Origin of the sequence: Streptomyces auratus (assembly GCF_050433025.1) — a bacterium.
GTDB classification, from domain to species: domain Bacteria; phylum Actinomycetota; class Actinomycetes; order Streptomycetales; family Streptomycetaceae; genus Streptomyces; species Streptomyces sioyaensis.
In genome coordinates this window covers 2051098-2072857 of the sequence record NZ_JBNGCB010000001.1, presented here as the reverse complement: position 1 = coordinate 2072857, position 21760 = coordinate 2051098, and the positions used below count along the sequence as shown (strand labels likewise).

Sequence of the window (21760 nt, the reverse complement as noted above, 5' to 3'; positions counted from 1 at the left end):
CGTCCGCCCGCGGCAGGGGAGGGCTACGCGTCGTCGTCCTCCGCGAGCCGGGCCGGGAAACCGCCGGTGGCGATCGGGCCCCAGCGCAGCGGTGTCACCCGGATCAGTGACTTGCCCTGCGTGCGCATCGCCTCCCGGTACTCGGCCCAGTCCGGGTGCTCCCCGGCGATGCTCCGGTAGTACTCGACGAGCGGCTCGATCGCATCCGGGACGTCGAGGACCTCGGCCTCGCCGTCGATCTGCACCCATGGGCCGTTCCACTCGTCGGACAGCACGAGGACGCTGACCGACGAGACCCGGCGGGCGTTGCGGGCCTTGGCGCGCTCCGGATACGTCGACATGACCAGCCGGCCGGAGTCGTCCACCCCGCAGGTCAGCGGCGAGCCCTGCGGGGTGCCGTCGCTGCGGCGGGTGAGCAGGATCGCACGGTGCCGGGGGCGGACGAACTCCAGCAGTCCCGGCAGTTCGACGCGGGTGGTGGTGGCGCGGGAAGGGCTCATACGGGCGAGCTTAGGGCGGTCCGGCCATGATCCGCCGGACCGGCGGATCATGGCCGGGAAGTCCCCTCGGGGCGCCCGCCGGTCAGCCCTTGAGCAGCTGCTTGCCGGTGGCCGCGTCCACGACCTTGCGGCCGTCCAGGGCGGTCTTGAGCCGCACCGTCACCTTGTCCGTCGCCAGCTGCTCGGTGCACATCCCCTTGTTGCTCTTCCGCTTGCCCCAGCCGGTGATCACCACCAGGTCCTTCGACTCGTGGCTGCGCGCACCGAAGTGGACATCGCAGGCACTGTGCCCGACCGTCACCGTGATCTCCCGTACGCCCTTGTCCTTGGGGCGGTCCGCGCCGACCAGCGGCAGCAGCGCCTGCTGCCGCCCGGTGACCGGGGACACCTTCGGCCAGTCCCGCACGAGCTGATCCGCGCGCCGCTCGAAAGCGTCCTGCTTCTTCGGGGCCGGCGCGGTGCCCACGGTCTGCTTCTGCTGGCCGCAGCCGGACAGCGCGACGGTGCCGGCCGTGGCCAGCGCGAGCACAGCGGTGAGGGTACGGGTGCGGGAGAGGTGGGATCCTCGCATGACATTGCCTCCTTGGTCAGCGGTGAGACGTGGCGGAGGCAAGACAGGTTCCGGCCCAATCCGGGGGCGGTTCGCCCTGCGCACAATCCGCCCCTGGCGCAACCGCCGGGACTGCGGCCCGCCGGCCGTTAGCGTCCGGGCCATGGACACCCTCACCCGGATCACCCGCACCGTCTGGCACCTTCCCTTCCCCGTCGGGCACGTGTATTTCGTCGCCCTCCCCGACGCGGGGTACGCCGTGGTCGACACCGGCGTCCCCGGCTCCGCCCCCGCCGTCCTCGACGCCCTCGCGCGTCTCGGCGGACGCCCCGACCAGCTGCGGCAGATCGTGCTCACCCACTACCACCTCGACCACATGGGCGCCGCCGCCGACCTGGTCGCCGCCACCGGCGCCCGCGTCCTGGCCGGCGCCCTGGAGGCCCCCTACATCCGCGGCACCGCCCCCGCCCCCGAGCCGGAGCTCACCCCGGCCGAACGGCCGCTGCACGAAGGGATCATGGCCGACCTCACGGCCGCCGGCATCCCGCCGCTGCGCCCCGTCGAGGTCGATGTCGCACTCCACGACGGGGACGCCCTCGACGGCTGGCCCGAACCGGTCCAGGTGCTGCACGTCCCCGGCCACACCCCCGGCGGGATCGCCCTGCACCTCCCCGCGAGCCGGCTGCTCTTCCCCGGCGACCTCATCGGCGCCGACCCCGAGGGCCGGCGTGCCGTCCTCGGCCCGCTCAATGTCGACCGCGCGGCGGCCGTCGCGTCCTTCCGGCGGCTCGCCGCGCTCGGTGCCGACACGGTGTGCGTCCCGCACGGTGCGCCACTGCGCGGTGACGCGCGGGAGATCCTGGCCGCGGCCACGCCCGAGACGGACTGGCGGTAGCCGGGGCCGGGCGGGTGCGCCGTAGCGGGTCGGGGGGCAGCGCCCGGTCCGCGCGGCGCCGCGCGGCTACCCTCGGGCGGGCCGGGCCCGTCCGGGAACGGCGGGAGCCGGCGAACGCGGGATGCGAGGAGAGGCACGGGCATGCAGTTGTACACCCATGAGTGGGGCGCCGGTGAACGGATCGCGGTGCTGGTCCACGGAATGATGTCCGATCACCGCACCTGGCACCGGGTCGGCCCGGCGCTCGCCGAACGGGGCTATCGCGTCCTCGCCGTCGATCTGCGCGGCCACGGCCGCAGCCCGCGCGGCGACTACGGTGCCGAACTGTTCGCCGACGACCTCGTGGAGACCCTGCCCGCCGCCCCCGAGGTCGTCATCGGGCACTCTCTGGGCGGCCTGGCGCTGTCCCTGGCGGTGGAGCGGCTGCAGCCGCGACGGGCGGTGTACAGCGATCCGGCGTGGTCGCTCGCCGGGCTCGGACAGTCCGTCGACCCGGCCCTGTTCGTCACGTTCAAGCGGGCCGACCGGGCGAAGGTGCGGATGTTCAACCCGCGCTGGAGCGAGGCCGACATCGACATCGAGCTGGCCACGGTCGCGGACTGGGACACCGGCACCGCCCTCGCGCTGTCCGCCGTGCACCGCGAGGACCGTACGCCCGAGAAGCCGGTCGTTCCCTCGCTGGTGCAGTTCGCGGGGGAGGGGTTCCTCTTCTCCGCGCCGGCGGCGGCCGAGCTGGCCGGGCGCGGCTTCGAGGTCCGTACGGTGCCCGGCGTGGGACACACCATCCACCGCGACGACTTCGACGCCTTCATGGCGGGCCTGGAGGGGTGGGTCTGACCAGGACCGAGGCGGGCCCGGCGCAGCGGCCGCCGCACCGTCAGGTGTCGCAGTCCAGCAGGGTCTTGCACAGCGCGCAGCGCGCCTGCAGCCGGCCGCGGACCGGGACCCGGATCCGCTGGTGGCAGGCGGGGCAGGGGAACGACACCCGCAGGGGCGACGGGCCCTCGAAGGCGTAGCCGTCACCGGCCGCGGGCGGCCGGCCCGTTCGCCCCTGCGCCGCCCGGCGGTCCTTGGCGTAGCGCAGCCGGGCGGCCCAGCCGGCGCCGGCCAGCGGAGGCCGGCGCAGGTCCCGCCCGGCCCGCTCCGCGCCCGCCGTGTACGCGTCGTACGCCTGCGGGCTGGTGAACCACGGCGCCGGGTCCTCGCCGAAGAACCGGGCCCGCTTGGCGAGGACGTAGCCGAACTCCTCCGGCGTCAGATAGCCCAGCTTCTGCGAGAACGGGCCGTGCTCGCGATAGGCGTCCAGCAGCAGCCAGCCCGCGCCGAGGTAGGTCGTGGCGGTGTCGGTGAGGATCTCGTTGTCGCGAGTGCCGGGGAACGACAGGTCCAGCCGGTGCAGGCAGATGTGCATCACCTCGTGGGCCAGCGCGGCGCCGATGTCCTTGCGGTGCTTGGTGAAGCGGTCGTTCAGCTCGATGAAGTACTCGGGCCCCGCGGTGAGTTCGACGTTCGCGGCATGTTCCATCTCGCGGAAGGTGATGACCATCCGGGCGTCCGGCAGATGCAGCTGACGGACCAGGGCGCGGGCGACCCGCTGTGCTCCCAGATGCAGGTCCTCGGACTCGTCGAAGGCCACATCGACCGGCAGCACGCTGGTGGCGAAGGTGCTGACCGTGTCGTACGACAGGCGGGTGAACAGCGCGTGGACGGCCGCGCGCACCGTGTCGAGATGGGGGAAACCGTGCTCGATCTCACTGCTGCCGGTGGTCACCCGGCCACTGTACGGGGCGCCGGGAACGTCCGGTATGGGCCGTACGGGGCGTACGGGGCAGGGGAGTTGGCCGGATGCGCACTCTTGTCACTCTGACCTGCCGGTCCACATAATCGCAGGGCGCTCTTCGGACTCATCCCCCACTGGGTCCGGACGCCTTACGGCGTGCTGTCTTCCGCCCTGTGCACGGTGCGGCGGTCACGTCCGGCTCCGGTGTTGGCATGGGCTCGTCATTGACGTGCAACCCCCCACGAAAGGAAGCCCGTTGCGCACTTACCGGAAGCTTCTCACGAGATCCTCCGCCGTCGGCGCGGTCGCCCTGGCCGCCTTCAGCCTCCAGCCGGGCGCGGCCCATGCCGCCCCCGCCCCGGACCCCTCCGGCTCCGTCCACACCAAGGTCGTCGGCGGCACCAAGGCCGACCAGGGTGAATTCCCCTTCATGGTCCGCCTGTCGATGGGCTGCGGCGGCGCCCTGTACGCCAAGGACATCGTGCTCACCGCGGCGCACTGCGTCGACGGCAGCGGCGCCAACACCTCCATCACCGCCACCGCCGGGGTGGCCGACCTGGAGGACTCGCACGCCGTCAAGGTGAACTCCACCAAGGTCCTGCAGGCCCCCGGCTACAACGGCAAGGGCAAGGACTGGGCGCTCATCAAACTCGCCAAGCCGATAGACCAGCCCACCCTGAAGATCGCCGAGAACGACAAGCTCAACAACGGCGACTTCACCATCGCCGGCTGGGGCGCCGACAAGGAGGGCGGCGACCAACAGCGCTACCTCCTCAAGGCGACCGTGCCGTTCGTCGACGACGCCACCTGCAAGAAGGCCTACGGTGACCAGTTGACGCCCGGCGACGAGATCTGCGCCGGCAAGCTGGACACCGGCGGCGTCGACACCTGCCAGGGCGACTCCGGCGGCCCGATGTTCCGCAAGGACGACGGCGGCCAGTGGCTCCAGGTCGGCATCGTCTCCTGGGGCGAGGGCTGCGCACGGCCCGGCAAGCCCGGTGTCTACAGCGAGGTGAGCACCTTCGCCGCGAACATCAAGAAGGCCGCGGGCGAACTCGGCTGACCGCAGCACGCACCGCAGGGCCCGGGGAGCCGCTCCCCGGGCCCTGTGCCGCAGCGGGCGATCCCGACTCGGCCCGGGCCCTTGGTCCCGCCGCCCCAAGGACCTTGGTCCGTCCGGCCCGGGACCAAATTCGTGCTTCCGGCCGGGTCTTGTGCCGTCACGGATGACCGTACGGCCTATGGGCGGGCCCCCGGCGGCTCCATAGCGTGAACGCCATGACCACCCAGCCCCGACCCCGCCCCCCGGCATGCCGCCGTGACCGCGACCACCGCACGACGGTCCTCGCCGCCCTGCTCCTCGCCGCCTCCGCCGCAGCCGTCGCCTACGTCCTGCTCGGCGTCCACGACAACCCCGTCCAGCCGGCCGAGGCGCCCCCGCAGGCGGTCCGGGACTGACCGTGCCCGCAGGTTCTCCCGGCCCCCGGGGCGCCGCGCGCCCCGCCGGCCGGCCGGACGGACACGGGCCCTCGGCCCCGACGGCGCCGAGGAGGAGCGACATGCCGATCAGCGTGGTCATCGCGGACGACCAGGAGATGGTCCGGAGGGGATTCCGGATGATTCTGGAGAGCCAGCACGACATCGAGGTGCTCGACGACGTCATCGACGGCCGGGCCGCCCTCGATGCCGTGGCCCGGCTGCGCCCCGACGTGCTGCTGCTCGACATCCGGATGCCCGCCCTCGACGGGCTGGAGGTCACCCGCCGGCTGGCCGAGCTGGCCGCCGCCCACCCCGAGCACGAACAACGCCCCCGGATCGTCATCGTCACCACCTTCGACCTGGACGAATACGTCCACGCCGCGCTGCGCGACGGTGCCAGTGGATTCCTCCTCAAGGACGCCAGCCCGGCCATGCTCGTGGAAGCCGTCCGCGCCGCCGCCGTCGGCGACTCGCTGGTCTCACCCGCGATCACCGTCCGGCTGCTGCGCCGGATGGCGCCCGCCGCCGGCCCCGGCCGCCCGGCCCGTACCCCCTCCGAGCCGCTCACCGAGCGCGAACAGGACGTCGTACGGGCGCTGGCCGGCGGCCTGACCAACGCCGAGATCGCCGGCGAACTGTACGTTTCGCTGTCCACGGTCAAGACCCATCTGGCCAACGTGCAGAACAAGCTGGACGCCCGCAACCGCGTCGAGATCGCCGCCTGGGCCTGGGAGACCGGTCTGGTCACGGGCCGGACGTGAGCGAGCGCACCGGAAAGCGGCTCGTCCCGGACAGGAGCCCGGTGACGGGCTGGCGCCTGCCCCGCCCGCGGCCCGGCGTCGCCGCCAAGGCCGGGCTGGCGGTACTGCTGCTGTTCCTCGTCGGCTTCGAGACGGTGGAGCTGGCCGGTCAGCCCCTCCGCCCGTACGCGACCGTGGTGGCCACCGCCGTCGTGGTCTGCCTGTGCGCGGTGCCCGCCACCCGGATCCCGCTGACCGTCCGGGCCTGGACCGCGGCCGCGGTCTCGCTGGCCGGCTCGGCGGTGCTGATCGCCGGACAGCACGCGCTCCAGGTATGGGGCCTGGGCGAGGGCATCGCGCTGCTCGTCCTGCTCACCGCCGTCGTCCACCGCGCGCCCGCCCGCACCGCCGCCGTGCTCGGCCCGCTGCTGGGTCTGGCCTGCATGCTCGCCCCGCTGCGGGACATCCGGCTGGGCATCTTCACCGTCGTGCACGCCGTGCTCACCGTGGTCGTCGCCGCCTATTCGCTGATCTTGCGCCGCCAGGACGCCCAGCGGCTGCGCGACCTCGCCGCGGTCCGGGCCGCCGAGCGGCTGGAACTGGCGCGTGAGCTGCACGACCTGGTCGCCCACCACGTCACCGGCATCGTCGTCCAGGCCCGCGCCGCCCGCTTCACCGCCCTGGAAGGGCAGCAGGCCGGCGCCACCTTCGAACGGATCGAGACCTCCGGCAGCGAGGCGCTGGGCGCGATGCGCCGGCTGGTGCGGGTACTGCGGGAGAACGGGGCGCAGACCCATCCCGTCGCCGGGCTCGCCGAGGTGCGGGCGATGACCGATGCGTTCGCCCGCACCGGTCCGCCGGTCGTCCTCGCCCTCGACCGCGGGGTGGCCGACGCGCTGCCGGCCGATGTGGCGGCCGCGGTCTACCGCATCGTGCGCGAGGCGCTGACCAACATCCGCAAGCACGCCGCGGACGCCACGGCGGTACGGATCGGTCTGCGGCCCGTCCCCCTCGGGGCGGAACTGCGCATCGCCAACGACGGCGGCGCCCCCGCCCGCCTCTGCGAACAGGCCCGCGGCGGCGGCTTCGGCCTGGCCGGACTCACCGAACGGGCCGAGGCGATGGGCGGCCGCCTCACGGCGGGCCCCGCGGCCGAGGGCGGCTGGGAGCTCACGGCCGTCCTGCCCCTCGAGGGCGGGGCGGCGGCCGCCTGACGCCGGCACCGGACAGGGGTTGCCCGCCGCCACCGGCCCGGGGCCACACTGCCGCCCGACATCGCCACCGGCTCGGGGGTGCCCGCTGTCACCGGCCCGGGGTTGCCCGCCGTCACCACCGCCCCACCCGCCCCACATCTGTCCAACACCTGCCCCTCCTTTGTCCATAGGCGCACGCCCCGCCCCCGCAGCACGCTGTCCGCCAACAGGCACTGCCGGCACGAAGGAGGAGCGCGCGCGTGAACGGACAGACAGGTGCCCCCCGCGGGCCCAGCCGCAGAACCGTCGTCGCCGGCACCGCGCTCGCGCCGGTCGCCGGGGCCCTCCTGCCCGGCGCGCCCCCCGCCACGGCCGCACCCCGGCGCGGCGATACGGCCCGGCTCCGCTCCGACGCGCTGGAGGTCCGCGTCGACACCGCCTTCCCGCGCATCGTCTCCTACACCGACCGCGGCACCGGCGCCGTCCTGCACGGCCAGGACACCCCGGTCTCCGAGGTCCTCATCGACGGCACCGCCCGCACCCCCCACGTCACCCACCGCGCCCGCGCCGACCGCGCCACCTACACCCTCGGCTTCGACGGCGGCACCCGCATCACCGTCGAGATCGCCGTCCGGGGCCGGCAGGTCACCTGGCGGGTCACCGGCATCGCCGACACCCCGGCGCTGCGCATCGGCACCCTGGAGATCCCCGGCCTCGCGCTGCTCAGCGTCCGCAGCGACCAGCCCGGCGCGACCCTGCTCGCCGCCCGTATAGCGCTCGACAAGGCCACCAGCGGCGACACCCTGGTGCAGGTCACCGCCGACACCCCGGCCGAGGCCGCGCCCACCGGATGCGCCTACGCCGTCGTCGCCACCGACGAACTGGCCGCCGCCGTCGAGACCAACACCGTCTACGACAAGCCGGCCGGCGCCACCACCTGGGAGAACGGCCGGCTGTGGCGGCAGACCCTCCAGGGCGACGGCTTCGTCAAGGCCCAGCTGGTCCCCGGCCAGTGGACACACCGGGCGGCCGGGCAGCCGTCCGATGCCACCGAGCCGCTGCCGTACGCGACCGTCATCGTCACCGGCGACCGCAACGGCGACGGCCGCATCGACTGGCAGGACGCCGCCATCGCACTGCGCGACATCATGGTCGTGCCGCTGGGCGCCGACGCACAGCACCTGCGGGTCGTCCCGCACATCGCGTTCAACTTCGCCAGCCAGGCCACCAACCCGTTCCTCGCCACCCTCGACAACGTCAAGCGGATCGCCCTGGCCACCGACGGGCTCGGGCAGTTCACCCTCCTCAAGGGCTACCAGTCCGAAGGACACGACTCCGCGCACCCCGACTACGGCGGCAACTACAACCAGCGGGCCGGCGGCCTCGCCGACCTCAACGCGCTGGTCCGCGCCGGAAAGAAGTGGAACAGCGACTTCGCGGTGCACGTCAACGCCACCGAGTCCTACCCCGTCGCGCACGCCTTCTCCGAGGAACTCGTCGACAAGAACGACAAGCAGTGGGACTGGCTCGACCAGTCCTACCGCATCGACGCCCGCCGCGATCTGGTCTCCGGAGACATCGCCGCCCGCTTCGCGCAGCTGCGCAAGGAGACCGACCCGGCGCTGACCACCCTCTACATCGACGTCTTCCGCGAGTCCGGCTGGAACTCCGACCGCCTCCAGCGCCATCTGCGCGACCAGGGCTGGCAGCTCACCACCGAATGGGGCCACGGCCTGGAACGCTCCTCGCTGTGGTCGCACTGGGCCAACGAGACCGACTACGGCCCCGACACCTCCCGCGGTATCAACTCCCAGCTGATCCGCTTCGTCCGCAACCACCACAAGGACGTCTTCGCCGACAAGTGGCCCACGCTGCTGGGCAGCGGCCGGATGGGCAACTTCGAGGGCTGGGTCGGCAAGACCGACTGGAACGCCTTCCACACCCTCCTCTGGACCCAGGCCCTGCCCGCCAAGTACCTCCAGGCGTACCCGATCCGGACCTGGAGTGCCCACGAGATCACCTTCGAGGGCACCACCAAGACGTCGGTCAGCGACGCCGAGGGCACCCGCACGATCACCACCGACGGCCGGCTGGTCTACGACGACGGCACCTACCTGCTCCCCTGGGAGCCCCGCACCGCCACCGACCCCGGCAGGCTCTACCACTACAACCCCCGCGGCGGCACGACCCGTTGGACGCTGCCGCGCGGCTGGTCCGCGGCCGGCGCCGTGCACGTCTACCGGCTCACCGACCAGGGCCGCACCGAGGAGACCCGGGTCCCGGTCCGCGACGGGAAGATCACCCTCACCGCCCGGCCCGGCGTGGCGTACGTCGTCCACCGCCACCGGGCCCCCGCCCAGGGCGACCCCCGCTGGGGCGAGGGCACCCCGGTCACCGACCCCGGCTTCCACGCCGGAAACCTGGACGCCTGGCGGACCACCGGCCCGGCCGCCGTCCGGCGCAGCACCCTCGGCGACTACGAACTGGTCATCGGCGCGGGCGCCGCCGCCACCGTCGCCCAGCACCTCCGCCGGCTCGCCCCCGGCAGCTACGCCGCCTCCGTACAGATCGAGGTCGGCGCCACGGCGGGGGAGCGGCGCCGGGCGGGCCTTGCGATCCGCACCGCCGACGGCGTCACCGCCGCCAACTGGACGGACACCTCCACCGCCGGCAACTACGTCGCCGCCGACCGCAAATCCGGCACCCGCTTCCAGCGGCTGTTCACCCACTTCACCGTCCCCGACGGCGGCGGCCCGGTCACTCTCACCCTGACCGCGGCGGCGGGCCGGGCCCGGGTCCGGTTCGACAACGTCCGCGTCGTCCCCGCCCAGGCCGTCACCAAGAAGGGCACCCTGGTCTTCGAGGACTTCGAACACGTCCCCCAGGGCTGGGGCCCCTTCGTCAAGGGCGACGCGGGCGGCAGCACCGACCCCCGCACCCATCTCGCCCAGCGGCACGCCCGCTTCACCCAGCGGGGCTGGAACGGCAAGGCGATCGACGACGTCCTCGACGGCGGCCAGTCGCTCAAGTCCCGCGGCGAGAACACCGGGCTGGTGTACCGCACCGTCCCGCACACCGCCCGCTTCACCCCCGGCCGCCGCTACCGGGTCACCTTCCGCTACGAGAACGAGAAGGCCGGCCAGTACGCCTGGGTCACCGCCGCCGACGAGCCCGCACCCCGCGAACTGAGCCGCAGCCCGCTCCCCGTGGCGACCCGACCCACCACCTTCACCCACGAGTTCACCGCACCCGCACACGGCGAGGCCTGGGTGGGCCTGCGCAAGGTGGGCGACGACGGAACCGCGGAGTTCGTCCTCGACACGTTCGAGGTGCGCGAGGTGCAGGGGTAGCGCGGGGGCGGGGCCGGCGCACCCCCACGACCACCCTCGGCTCCCCGCCGCTCAGCTCCCTGCCGCGCAGGGCCGCAGACCGGGCGCCCCGGCCCCTTCCCCCACGGGGGCCGGGGCGCCCTCCCACTCCCACAACAACAGCTCGTTGCCGCCCGCACGCAGCACCGGGCCGGGCACGTACAGCGAGCGCTGCGGCCCGACGGACCGATAGCGCCCCAGGCAGAACCCGTTGATCCAGGCGAAACCGTGGCGCCAGCCCGGCAGCACCAGATCCGCATCCCCGGCCCGCCCGGCCACCGTCACCGTGCCCCGGTACAGCCCCGCGGCCCCATCGGCCCCCGCCGCCGCCCGGAACGGCACCTTGGCCAGCGCCCCCGCCTCCTCCAGCGCATCCAGCCGCAGCCCCCGCGACCGTACGCCGTGCACGAACTGCCGCTCATGCAGCACCCCGCCCACGATCCCCTTGGACTCGGCAAGCCGCGGACCGTAGTTGACCCGCCCCAGCGACCCCACCCACACCTCCACCGACGCCGGCCCGGCCACCTCCCCCAGCAGCGCGTCCTCGGCCTCCATCACGGGCCCGGGCACCCCGTCGACGGACACCACCGCCCGGTCCCGCAGCCCCCGCACCCGCAGCGGATACCGGCCCCGCGGCCCCGGCACCGCCAGCCGGTAGCGCACCACCCCCCGGTCCACGCCCAGCTCCTCGAACGTCGCCGGGCCGCCCCCCTCGACCTCCGCACCCCCCAGCGCCGCCATCACCTCCCCGGCCGGCGCCCACTCCCCGAGCACCGCACGCGCCGGAGCCGCCAGGCACGGCAACGGCTCCGGCACCGGCGGCAGCGGCCCCTGCGCCCACTCGGCGAGCACCTCCCGGAACCGCCAGAACTTCTCCGTGGGCCGCCCCCGTTCATCGACCGGCGCCCCGTAGTCGTACGAGGTCACCGTCGCCTGCAACGCCCCGTCCTGCAGCTCACCCGACCGGTTGGCCCCCGCCCACCCGCCGAAGCTCGTACCACCGTGCGCCATGTACACATTGACCGAGGCCCCGCACTCCAGGATCTCCCGCAGCGCCGCCGCCGCATCCCGCGCCGTGCGCGCCGCCTGCTCCCGCCCCCAGTGCGCGAACCACCCGCACCAGAACTCCATGCACATCAGCGGCCCGTCCGCCCGGTGGCGCCGCAGCGCCGCCAGCGCCTCCCGCGCCCCGGAACCGAAATTGACGGTGGCCAGCACCCCCGGCACCGACCCCCCGCTCAGCATGTGCTCCTCGGGCCCGTCCGACGTACACAGCGGCACCCGCACCCCCAGCCCACGCAGTCGGTCCACCAGCCACGCCAGATACGCGCCATCGCTGCCGTACGAGCCGTACTCGTTCTCCGCCTGCACCATGAGCACCGGCCCGCCGCCCGGCCCGCCGGGCCCCGAGGTCTCGGTGCACTGACGCGCCACGACCTGCGGCAGCAACCGCCCGAACCAGCGGTCCACGGCCCGCAGATACGCCGCGTCCCGCGTCCGCACCCGCCGCCCCAGCGGCCCGGTCAGCCACTCCGGCAGCCCGCCGTTCTCCCACTCCGCGCAGATGTACGGCCCCGGGCGGACGATCGCCCACAGCCCCGCCGCCTGCGCCGCGTCCAGGAACCGCCCCAGCGCCTCCGGGTCCCGGAACTCCCCGGGCCGCGGCTCGTGCAGATTCCACGGCACATAGGTCTCCACACAATTCAGGCCCATCGCCCGGAGCATCGCCAGTCGGTGCCCCCACTGCTCCTCGTGCACCCGGAAGTAGTGCAGCGCCCCCGACAGCAGCCGCACCGGCCGCCCGTCCAGCAAGAAGTCCCGCTCGCCCACCTCGAACCGCGTCACGTCACCCGCCCCTGTGTCGTCTCCCGCGCGCCACCGGCCGCGCATGCCCGGTCTCCGGTCACCCTCGCCCTCTGGCGGTGTGACGGTCCATGGACAAAGATCGGCTGCGGTTGGACGGTTCGACGGAGCGGTACGGACAGGCACGCGGCGACGGGAGGCCCGGACGTGTACCACACCTGGATGCGGTACTTCACCCCGAACCCGGTCCACCACCGGCTCGGCCTGGTCTGCCTGGGGGTCGGCCTCCAGCACGGCACCCTCCCCGCGGTCGGCCCGCGCACCCTCGACCACCACGTCGCCATCGTCATCAGTGCCGGCCACGGCTGGTGCACCACCCCCGACGGCCACCGCCACACGGTCACCGCCCCCGCCCTGCTGTGGATCACGCCAGGCGTGGTGCACCACTACGGCGCCGACCCCGAGACCGGCTGGGACGAGAGCTTCGTCGACTTCACCGGCCCCGCCGCCGAGACCTACACCGAACTCGGCTACATCGAGCGCGACCGCCCCCTCGTCCCCCTCGCGGACACCGGCCCCGCGCGCGCCGCCGTGGGACGCATCGCCCGCGCGGCCCGCCGCGGCAACCCGCTCCTGGAGGTGGAGACCTCCGCCGCCGTCCACGAACTCCTGGTCGCCCTGCGCCGGGCCCGCGCCGATACGGACGCCGACGGCGAACCCGTCCTCCAGGCACTGGCCCGCGACGCGTTCCTGCCACTCTCCGTCGCCGAACACGCCGCCCGGCACGGCATGACACCGGCCGAACTCCGCACCGCCGTACGCCGCGGCGCCGGCTGCAGCCCCAAGGACTACCTGCTGGGCATCCGCCTGGGCCGCGCCAAGGAACTCCTGGCAGGAACCGAACTCCCGGTGGCCGCAGTGGCCCGCCGCGTCGGCTACGAAGACCCCGCCTACTTCAGCCGCCTCTTCACCCGCCGCGTCGGCACCGCCCCCATCCGCTTCCGCGACCGCCAGGTCCACAGCGTCCCCGGCGGCTGGTCCACCCAGATCCCGGACCCGAACGACCCACCACTGGTCGGCGGCTGACCCGGACATACCAGGGCCACCATGGCGCGGGGCCCACATGAGCGGTGACGGCCAGTGCCACCGCCCCCACAGCCGGGAACGAACGAGGGCCGGAGGGGACATACCGGGCCCGCATGGTCGCTAACGGCCAGTGCCACCGCCCCGCAGCCGGGACCGCACCCACAACCCCACCCTGTCAAACCCCCGTGCACGCCCCACGGACCGTACGGCAGCATGACCCCATGCCCGCACTGCAGCGCGACGAGGCGCAGACCCGAGTTCAACTGATCGACGTCCACCATTACGACATCGCCCTCGACCTCACCCGAGGTGCCGACCGGTTCGGGTCCCATACGGTCATCCAGTTCACCGCACGGACCGCCGGCGACACCTTCGTCGAGCTCAAACCCGCCGAGCTGCACTCCGCCACCCTCGACGGCCGGCCCCTCGACCCCGCGGCCCTGGACGACAACCGCCTCCCGCTCACCGGCCTCACCCCCGGCGCCCACGAACTGCGCCTGGACGCCACCATGTGCTACTCCCGCACCGGCGAGGGCATGCACCGCTTCACCGACCCGGCCGACGGCGAGAGCTACGTCTACACCCAGCTGTTCCTGGACGACGTCCAACGCGTCTTCGGCGCCTTCGACCAGCCCGACCTCAAGGCGGTCTTCGCCCTCACCGTCACCGCCCCCACCGACTGGACCGTCCTCGGCAACGGCATCGCCACCCAGGGCGACCCCGGCCACTGGACCCTCGCCCCCACCCCCCGCATCAGCACCTACCTCGTCGCCGTCGCCGCCGGCCGCTGGCACAGTGTCCGCACCGAACACGCCGGACTGCCCTTCGGCATCCACTGCCGCCGCTCGCTCGCGCCCCACCTGGACGCCGACGCCGAGGAGATCCTCGACCTCACCCGCCGCTGCTTCGACCGCTTCCACGAGATCTTCGAGGAGCCCTACCCCTTCGACTCCTACGACCAGGCGTTCGTCCCCGAATTCAACGCCGGCGCCATGGAGAACCCCGGACTGGTCACCTTCCGCGACGAGTTCGTCTTCCGCTCGGCGGTCACCGACACCGAACGCCAGACCCGCGGCATGGTCATCGCCCACGAAATGGCCCACATGTGGTTCGGCGACCTGGTCACCCTCCAGTGGTGGGACGACATCTGGCTGAACGAGTCCTTCGCCGAATACATGGGCTACCAGGTCCTGTCCGAGGCCACTCGCTTCAGCGACACCTGGACCGATTTCGCCGTCGCCCGCAAGGGCTGGGGCTACGACGCCGACCAGCGGCCCTCGACCCACCCCGTCGCCCCGGACCCCGACGACGTCCCCGACACCGCGTCCGCCCTCCTCAACTTCGACGGCATCTCCTACGCCAAGGGCGCCTCCGCCCTGCGCCAGCTCGTCGCCTGGATGGGGGAGAAGGACTTCCTCGCCGGCATCAACGACCACTTCGCCCGGCACCGCTTCGGCAACGCCGCCCTCGCCGACTTCCTCGACTCCCTCGGCCGCGCCACCGACCGCGACGTGCACGCCTGGGCCGCACGCTGGCTGCGCACCACCGGAGTCGACACCCTCACCCCCGAGGCCGCCACCGGCCACGACACCTGGCACCTCGACGTCCACCACAGCGGCAGCCGCCCGCACCGCATCGCCGTCGGCGCGTACGACCAGGACCTCACCGACCCCGGCCGGCTCGTCCTGCGCGACCGCTTCGAGCTGGACATCCCCGCGGAAGAGGGCCGCACCCGCCGCGCCTTCCCCAAGCCCGCCCCCGACCTCCTCGTCCTCAACGACGGCGACCTCACCTACGCCAAGGTCCGATTCGATCCGGCCTCCTGGCAGACCGTGGCCCGCTCACTGTCCGGCCTGCCCGACCCGCTCACCCGAGCCGTGGTCTGGAACGCCGCCCGCGACATGGTCCGCGACGGCGCCCTCGCCCCCACCGCCTACCTCGACGCCGCCCGCACCCACCTCCCCCACGAAACCGATCTCGCGATCCTCCAGGGCGTCCTCTCCTTCGCCCGCGCCCAGATCGCCGACCACTACCTCCCGTCCGCCCAACGCCACACCGCCCTGACCACCCTCACCGCCCTCAGCCGCGACATCCTCCGCCGCACCGAAGGCCCCGCACACGGCAGGGAAGCAGGCCTCCGGCTCACCGCCGTACGGGCCTTCATCGACAGCGCCACCACCCCCGAAGGCATCCAGGACTGGCTCGACGACGGCAGCGTCCCCGGCGGCCCCCACCTCGACCCCGAACTGCGCTGGCGCATCCTCGGCCGGCTCGCCACCCTCGGCGCCGGCCCCCTCGACGCACTCCGCGCGACCATCGACGCCGAACTCGCCCGCGACCCCGGCGCCACCGGCCGCGAAGGCGCCGCCCGCTGCCACGCCGCCCTCCCCGACCCCGCCGCCAAACAGGCCGCCTGGGACGCCCTGTTCACCACCGACGGGACCGGCGGGAAACCAGCCCTGTCCAACTACCTCTTCATCGCCACCGCCACCGGCTTCTGGGCACCCGAACAGCACGAACTGCTGCGCCCCTACGTGGCCCGCTACTTCACCGCCGCCCCCGCCCTCGCCGCCGCCCGCGGCCCCGCCCTCGCCGCCGCCGCCGGCCGCCAGGCCTTCCCCGACACCTTCGTCGAGGACGAGACCCTCCGCCTCGGCGAAGCCTGCCTCGCCGAGAGCCAGCCGACCCCCGCCCTCCGCCGCAAACTGGTCGACCAACTGGACGACCTGCGACGGGCGCTGAAGATACGCGCCGCGGCCGACGCGCCCTAGAGCACCAACAGGTGCCGCCGGACCGGCAGCCGGCGGCACCCCGCACACACCCGCGGTAAACATCCGTACCACTTACGGGTGGTATGACCGCAACCAGTAGATACGTGCTGTACAGGGAAAGTAACTTAGGGCCGCCTCAGGGCTCGTCCGTATGGGACCGCCCGAACTCTCCTGACAGAAGAGCACATTGATGTCTGCGCCCCCTGCCGGCACCGCCCTCGCAGGCGGCACCAACGGCCCCCGCGCACTGCGCCCCCTCCTCGACACCGTCCTCGACGCCCTCACCACCGGCGCCGAGGACCGTGCCGGCCCCCTCCCGCCCGGCGGCCCCGACACCGTCGCCCGCACCGTACGCGACGCCTGCCACCCCCTCCTGCCCGACCACGGCACCGGCCCGCACGCCGCCCTGCGCACCCTCGTCCACACCCTCGCCGCCGGCGCCGCCGACCCCGCAGACCCGCACTGCGCCGCCCATCTGCACTGCCCGCCCCTGGCCCTCGCCACCGCCGCGGACCTCGCCGCCTGCGCCCTCAACCCCTCCATGGACTCCTGGGACCAGGCCCCCGCCGCCTCCGCCCTGGAGACCCTCACCAGCCGCGCACTCGCCGCACTGGTCTACCCCCGGGCCACCGCCCCCGACGCCCTGATCACCACCGGCGGCACCGAATCCAACCAGCTCGCCCTGCTCCTCGCCCGCGAGGCCGCCGCGGCCGACCACCCCACCGCCGGCCCCCTCCAGATCATCTGCGGCGCCAACGCCCACCACAGCATCCACCGCTCCGCCTGGCTCCTCGGCCTCCCCGAACCCCTCACCCTCCCCACCCCCGACGGCATCCTCACCCCCGACACCGTCCACACCTGCCTGGCCAACCTCGCCGGACACACCGGCCCCCTCCTCCTCACCGCCACCGCAGGCACCACCGACTCCGGCGCCATCGACCCCCTCCCCGCCCTCGCCGACCTCACCGAACGGCACGGCGCCCGCTTCCACGTCGACGCCGCCTACGGGGGAGCCCTGCTCTTCAGCGACACCCACGCGGCCACCCTGAGCGGCCTCGACCGAGCCCACACCGTCGCCCTCGACCTGCACAAACTCGGCTGGCAACCCGTCGCCGCCGGCCTCCTGGCCGTCCCCGGCCCCACCACCCTGGCCCCCCTCGCCCACCAGGCCGACTACCTCAACGCCGACGACGACACCGAAGCCGGACTCCCCGACCTGCTCAGCCGCTCACTGCGCACCACCCGCCGCCCCGACATCCTCAAAATCGCCGTCACCCTCAAAGCCCTCGGCCGCCACGGCCTCGGCGACCTCGTCGACCGCACCCTCGCCGCCGCCCAGACCCTCGCCGACCTCATCGAGGCCCACCCCTTCTACGAACTCCACTCCCGCCCCACCCTCAGCACCGTCCTCTTCCGCCCCACCGGCATCACCGACACCACCCTCGCCGCCGTCCGCCGCACCCTGCTCATCGACGGCCGTGCCGTCCTCGGCCGCGCCACCACCCCCACCGGGCTCTGGCTCAAGGCCACCCTCCTCAACCCCCACACCCAACCCGGAGACCTCACCACCCTGCTCACTCTCGTGGAAGGCCAGACCCTCCGATGACGCACACCCAGCCCCGTGAAGCGCCCCTCACCACCGACACCACGGGCACCACCGCCCCCGACGAACCCCTCGACCTCGTCGGCATCGGCATCGGCCCCTTCAACCTCTCCCTCGCCGCCCTCGCCCACCCCCTCACCCACCTCCGCACCGCCTTCTACGACCAGCGCCCCAACTTCCAGTGGCACCACGGCCTCCTCATCGACGGCACCACCCTCCAAGTCCCCTTCCTCGCCGACCTCGTCACCCTCGCCGACCCCGCCAGCCCCTGGAGCTTCCTCAACTACCTCAAGACCCGCGAACGCCTCTTCCCCTTCTACTTCGCCGAACGCTTCCACCTCCACCGCGCCGAATACGACGCCTACTGCCGCTGGGTCAGCGAAAACCTCCCCGCCCTCCACTTCGGCCACCAGATCGACGCCGTCCGCTGGAACCCCGAACGCGAAGCCTTCGAAGTCGACTTCGCCCAACTCGACCCCGACGGCGAAGCCGAAGCCCTCGGCCGCACCTACGCCCGCAACCTCGTCCTCGGCATCGGCACCACCCCCCACGTCCCCGTCCCCCTGCGCCCCCTCGCCGACGCCCCCAACGTCCCCGTCATCCACTCCGCCGACTACCTCGACCACCGCGACCGCCTGCTCACCGCCGACCGCCTCACCATCATCGGCGCCGGCCAATCGGGCGCCGAGATCTTCCTCGACCAGCTCCGCGCCCGCCCCGCAGGCCGCGAAGGCCTCCACTGGCTCGCCCGCACCCCCGCCTTCGCGCCCATGGAATACAGCAAAATCGGCCTGGAACACTTCACTCCCGACTACACCCGCTACTTCCACTCCCTCCCCGAACGCGTCCGCGACGCCCTCGTCCCCAGCCAATGGCAACTCCACAAAGCCATCGACCACGACACCCTCGCCGCCATCCACGACGAGCTCTACCGCCGCACCCTCGACGGCGGCTGGCCCGACGCCACCCTCACCCCCGGCGTCTGCGTCCGCACCGCAGGCCGCGTCGGCAACACCAAGGTCGAACTCCACCTCGACCACACCCAGCAAGGCACCCGCACCCGCCTCACCGCCGACGCCGTCATCCTCGCCACCGGCTACCGGGAACGCCGCATGGACACCCTCCTCGCCGCCCTCGACCCCTACGTACGCCGAGACTCCGCCGAACGCCCCCGCATCGACGTGAACCACCGCCTGGTCCTCGACCCCTCCGTCACCGGCCAGATCTACGTCCAGAACGCCGAAACCCACACCCACGGCGTCGGCACCCCCGACCTCGGCCTCGCCGCCTGGCGCAGCGCCACCATCCTCAACTCCCTCACCGACACCACCCCCTACCCCCTCCCCACCCGCACCGCCTTCACCACCTTCGGCCTCCCACAGGCCCCGCCCCCCGGACGCACCGGCACCGTCCCCCGCCAGGGCTCCACCCTCGTCCCCCGCGGCTGACCCAGCGGCGGCGATGTCCCGGCACCGCCGCCGCCACCGGCCACCGGCGGCCCCAGCACCCCGGCATCCCATGACCTACCAAGGGGCGAGCGGATGCCCACCCCGGCCGGAGAACGCCGCCGCACGCCACAAAGCCTCCACCCGCGTGGGCAACGCACGTAGATTCAGCCGCAGCCCACCCCACCACCCGGAGGCACCCATGACCGACCCCGCCGACGGCACCCCCGCCCCCGCCCTCCCCTACGGCACCCCCGACACACCCCGCCTCGCCGTACGCGGCGAAGCCCGCCTCGAAGCCGACCCCGAAATCGCCCGCATCACCGTCACCGTCAGCGCCCGCGGCACCGACCGCAGCGCCGCCCTCACCGACCTCACCCGCCGCAACGAACAAGCCCTCACCCTCCTCAAGACCTACGGCGCCGCCCTCGAAAAACTCGAAACCGGCACCTTCAGCCTCACCCCGCAGCTCACCGAAAAAGGCCGCCACGAACGCATCCGCGCCTACCACGGACGCGTCACCCACACCGCCACCCTCAACGACTTCACCACCCTCGGCGAACTCACCACCCGCCTCGCCGACCTCGACCTCACCCGCGTCGACGGCCCCTGGTGGGCCCTGCGCCCCGACTCACCCGCCCACCGCGCAGCCCGCACCCAAGCCGTCCACGAAGCCGTCCAGCGCGCCCGCGAATACGCCGAGGCCGTCGGCGCCCGCCTCGACGCCCTCCTCGAAATCGCCGACCTCGGCGCCGAGAACGCCGCCCCCACCGCCGCCCCCGCCATGCGCTCCGTCCCCGGCTACGGCGGCGCCACCCAGGAAACCGCCCCCGCCCTCGACCTCGAACCCCAGCGCCAGACCGTCTACGCCCACGTCAACGCACGCTTTACGATGACCCGTCCCGCACTGTGAGACCACCCCGCGCCAGGGCGGCATTCCGCTCATCGGAGCGGGGTCGCGCGCATTCCAAGACTTGTCAACAGCCTTTCATCAAGCCCTCGTTGAGCAGACACTTTCCTACCGTTCCCTACCGCCCGGTAAGTCATAGAGTCGAACCATGCGCCGAGCAAAAATCGTCTGCACACTGGGCCCCGCCACCGACTCGTACGAGCAGATCAAAGCCCTCGTCGACGCCGGAATGGACATCGCCCGCTGCAACCTCAGCCACGGCACCTACACCGACCACGAAGCGCGCGTCGACCGGGTCCGCAAGGCCGCCGAGGAATCCGGCCGCACCGTCGGCATCCTCGCCGACCTTCAAGGCCCGAAGATCCGACTCGGCCGATTCCGCGAAGGCCCCGTACTTCTCGAACGCGACGACGAGTTCACGATCACCGTCGAACCCGCCGTCGAAGGCGACCGCCAGATCTGCGGCACCACCTACGACGGCCTCGCCGCCGACGTCACCACCGGCGAACGCATCCTCGTCGACGACGGCAAAGTCACCCTCGAAGTCCTCGGCGTCGACGGACCCCACGTCCGCACCAAGGTCATCGAAGGCGGCATGGTCTCCGACCACAAAGGCCTCAACCTCCCCGGCGTCGCCGTCTCCGTCCCCGCCCTCTCCGAAAAAGACCAGGACGACCTCCGCTGGGCCCTGCGCTACGGCGCCGACATCATCGCCCTCTCCTTCGTCCGCAGCGGCCGCGACATCCACGACGTCCACCGCATCATGCGCGAGGAGAACCGCACCCTGCCGGTCATCGCCAAGGTCGAAAAACCCCAGGCCGTCGACAACATCGACGACATCGTCGCCGCCTTCGACGGCATCATGGTCGCCCGCGGCGACCTCGGCGTCGAAATGCCCCTCGAAACCGTCCCCATCGTCCAAAAGCGCGCCATCAAGCTCGCCAAGCGCAACGCCAAACCGGTCATCGTCGCCACCCAGATGCTCGACTCGATGATCGACAACTCCCGCCCCACCCGCGCCGAGGCCTCCGACGTCGCCAACGCCGTCATCGACGGCACCGACGCCGTGATGCTCTCCGGCGAGACCAGCGTCGGCAAATACCCCACCGAAACCGTCCGCACGATGAGCCGCATCGTCGAAGCCGCCGAGGAAGACATCCTCGCCAAGGGCCTCCCGCCGCTCACCGAAACCAGCAAACCCCGCACCCAGGGCGGCGCCGTCGCCCGCGCCGCCGCCGAAATGGGCGACTTCCTCGGCGCCAAGTTCCTCGTCGCCTTCACCCAGTCCGGCGACACCGTCCGCCGCCTCTCCCGCTACCGCTCACCCATCCCCCTGCTCGCCTTCACCCCCGACCCGGCCACCCGCGCCCAGCTCAACGTCAGCTGGGGTGTGGAGACCTTCCTCGGCCCGACCGTCAACTCCACCGACGAGATGGTCGCCCAGGTCGACGAGCACCTCCTCGCCCTCGGCCGCTGCCAGAAGGGCGACGTCGTCATCATCACCGCCGGCTCCCCGCCCGGCGTCCCCGGCTCCACCAACCTCGTCCGCGTCCACCACATCGGCGAGGACGACTCCCCGAAGTAGCTCCACCCGCACCACACCTGAACCCGCTGGGCCGAGGTACCTGACTGCCGTC

The 21760-nt window shown here is 73.0% G+C and carries 17 protein-coding genes; 13 read left to right on the top strand and 4 right to left on the bottom strand.

The genetic code is table 11. From position 1 onward, the window contains the following. Positions 1–23: 23 nt before the first annotated feature. Together BKA18_RS08845 and BKA18_RS08840 are read right to left on the bottom strand one after the other, a co-directional pair. A complete protein-coding gene (locus BKA18_RS08845) occupies positions 24–500 on the bottom strand; it encodes a PPOX class F420-dependent oxidoreductase (protein ID WP_366046220.1) in 477 nt (158 codons plus the stop codon). Between the two features lie 82 nt (positions 501–582). Continuing rightward, complete coding sequence (locus tag BKA18_RS08840; protein ID WP_006606221.1) at positions 583–1071, bottom strand: hypothetical protein; 489 nt, start codon at positions 1069–1071, stop codon at positions 583–585. A gap of 142 nt (positions 1072–1213) precedes the next feature. On the opposite strand from BKA18_RS08840, the gene BKA18_RS08835 reads away from it, so the two are divergent. Then, positions 1214–1945 (top strand): MBL fold metallo-hydrolase, encoded by a 732-nt coding sequence (locus BKA18_RS08835; protein ID WP_366046219.1) that lies wholly within the window; start codon positions 1214–1216, stop codon positions 1943–1945. A gap of 141 nt (positions 1946–2086) precedes the next feature. Beyond that, positions 2087–2782, top strand: coding sequence for an alpha/beta fold hydrolase (locus tag BKA18_RS08830; protein WP_366046218.1), 696 nt, complete (start codon positions 2087–2089; stop codon positions 2780–2782). A 40-nt stretch (positions 2783–2822) separates the two neighbouring features. Here the strand turns inward: BKA18_RS08830 and BKA18_RS08825 are convergent, their stop codons facing one another. Further along, on the bottom strand, positions 2823–3716 hold the full coding sequence (locus tag BKA18_RS08825) for a hypothetical protein (protein WP_366046217.1): 894 nt from the start codon (positions 3714–3716) through the stop codon (positions 2823–2825). 265 nt (positions 3717–3981) lie between these two features. On the opposite strand from BKA18_RS08825, the gene BKA18_RS08820 reads away from it, so the two are divergent. The 5 genes from BKA18_RS08820 (at position 3982) to BKA18_RS08800 (ending at position 10487) form a co-directional block, all read left to right on the top strand. After that, a complete protein-coding gene (locus tag BKA18_RS08820) occupies positions 3982–4788 on the top strand; it encodes a S1 family peptidase (protein ID WP_006606225.1) in 807 nt (268 codons plus the stop codon). Between the two features lie 215 nt (positions 4789–5003). Beyond that, entirely contained in the window at positions 5004–5183 is a 180-nt protein-coding gene (locus tag BKA18_RS08815; protein WP_040899489.1) for a hypothetical protein, read from the top strand. A 101-nt stretch (positions 5184–5284) separates the two neighbouring features. Continuing rightward, positions 5285–5965, top strand: coding sequence for a response regulator (locus BKA18_RS08810; RefSeq protein ID WP_366046216.1), 681 nt, complete (start codon positions 5285–5287; stop codon positions 5963–5965). 41 nt (positions 5966–6006) lie between these two features. Then, complete coding sequence (locus tag BKA18_RS08805) at positions 6007–7158, top strand: sensor histidine kinase (RefSeq protein WP_366046272.1); 1152 nt, start codon at positions 6007–6009, stop codon at positions 7156–7158. A 239-nt stretch (positions 7159–7397) separates the two neighbouring features. Then, positions 7398–10487, top strand: a complete 3090-nt coding sequence (locus BKA18_RS08800; protein WP_366046215.1) for an endo-alpha-N-acetylgalactosaminidase family protein — start codon at positions 7398–7400, stop codon at positions 10485–10487. Positions 10488–10538: 51 nt separating this feature from the next. Here BKA18_RS08800 and BKA18_RS08795 read toward each other — a convergent pair whose 3' ends face one another. Next, the gene (locus tag BKA18_RS08795) at positions 10539–12350 is read right to left on the bottom strand and encodes a beta-galactosidase (RefSeq protein ID WP_366046214.1); all 1812 of its coding nucleotides are present in this window, start codon (positions 12348–12350) and stop codon (positions 10539–10541) included. 165 nt (positions 12351–12515) lie between these two features. Between BKA18_RS08795 and BKA18_RS08790 the strand changes: the two genes are divergently transcribed. The 6 genes from BKA18_RS08790 (at position 12516) to pyk (ending at position 21708) form a co-directional block, all read left to right on the top strand. Continuing rightward, positions 12516–13394, top strand: a complete 879-nt coding sequence (locus BKA18_RS08790) for a helix-turn-helix domain-containing protein (RefSeq protein ID WP_366046213.1) — start codon at positions 12516–12518, stop codon at positions 13392–13394. Between the two features lie 221 nt (positions 13395–13615). Continuing rightward, on the top strand, positions 13616–16165 hold the full coding sequence (gene pepN / locus BKA18_RS08785) for an aminopeptidase N (RefSeq protein ID WP_366046212.1): 2550 nt from the start codon (positions 13616–13618) through the stop codon (positions 16163–16165). Positions 16166–16355: 190 nt separating this feature from the next. Beyond that, the gene (locus BKA18_RS08780) at positions 16356–17771 is read left to right on the top strand and encodes a pyridoxal phosphate-dependent decarboxylase family protein (RefSeq protein WP_366046211.1); all 1416 of its coding nucleotides are present in this window, start codon (positions 16356–16358) and stop codon (positions 17769–17771) included. Beyond that, on the top strand, positions 17768–19216 hold the full coding sequence (locus BKA18_RS08775) for a lysine N(6)-hydroxylase/L-ornithine N(5)-oxygenase family protein (protein ID WP_366046210.1): 1449 nt from the start codon (positions 17768–17770) through the stop codon (positions 19214–19216). Before BKA18_RS08780 ends, BKA18_RS08775 begins: the two co-directional genes overlap by 4 nt. A gap of 199 nt (positions 19217–19415) precedes the next feature. Further along, positions 19416–20126, top strand: a complete 711-nt coding sequence (locus BKA18_RS08770) for an SIMPL domain-containing protein (RefSeq protein ID WP_366046209.1) — start codon at positions 19416–19418, stop codon at positions 20124–20126. A 145-nt stretch (positions 20127–20271) separates the two neighbouring features. After that, positions 20272–21708 (top strand): pyruvate kinase, encoded by a 1437-nt coding sequence (gene pyk / locus BKA18_RS08765; protein WP_366046208.1) that lies wholly within the window; start codon positions 20272–20274, stop codon positions 21706–21708. The last annotated feature ends 52 nt before the right edge of the window (positions 21709–21760 follow it).

What these genes read in the sequence shown, in the direction of transcription:
- BKA18_RS08845 (WP_366046220.1), bottom strand. Translation starts at nt 500, where the DNA reads ATGAGCCCTTCCCGCGCCACCACCACCCGCGTCGAACTGCCGGGACTG.
- BKA18_RS08840 (WP_006606221.1), bottom strand. Translation starts at nt 1,071, where the DNA reads ATGCGAGGATCCCACCTCTCCCGCACCCGTACCCTCACCGCTGTGCTC.
- BKA18_RS08835 (WP_366046219.1), top strand. Translation starts at nt 1,214, where the DNA reads ATGGACACCCTCACCCGGATCACCCGCACCGTCTGGCACCTTCCCTTC.
- BKA18_RS08830 (WP_366046218.1), top strand. Translation starts at nt 2,087, where the DNA reads ATGCAGTTGTACACCCATGAGTGGGGCGCCGGTGAACGGATCGCGGTG.
- BKA18_RS08815 (WP_040899489.1), top strand. Translation starts at nt 5,004, where the DNA reads ATGACCACCCAGCCCCGACCCCGCCCCCCGGCATGCCGCCGTGACCGC.
- BKA18_RS08810 (WP_366046216.1), top strand. Translation starts at nt 5,285, where the DNA reads ATGCCGATCAGCGTGGTCATCGCGGACGACCAGGAGATGGTCCGGAGG.
- pepN (WP_366046212.1), top strand. Translation starts at nt 13,616, where the DNA reads ATGCCCGCACTGCAGCGCGACGAGGCGCAGACCCGAGTTCAACTGATC.
- BKA18_RS08780 (WP_366046211.1), top strand. Translation starts at nt 16,356, where the DNA reads ATGTCTGCGCCCCCTGCCGGCACCGCCCTCGCAGGCGGCACCAACGGC.
- BKA18_RS08775 (WP_366046210.1), top strand. Translation starts at nt 17,768, where the DNA reads ATGACGCACACCCAGCCCCGTGAAGCGCCCCTCACCACCGACACCACG.
- BKA18_RS08770 (WP_366046209.1), top strand. Translation starts at nt 19,416, where the DNA reads ATGACCGACCCCGCCGACGGCACCCCCGCCCCCGCCCTCCCCTACGGC.
- pyk (WP_366046208.1), top strand. Translation starts at nt 20,272, where the DNA reads ATGCGCCGAGCAAAAATCGTCTGCACACTGGGCCCCGCCACCGACTCG.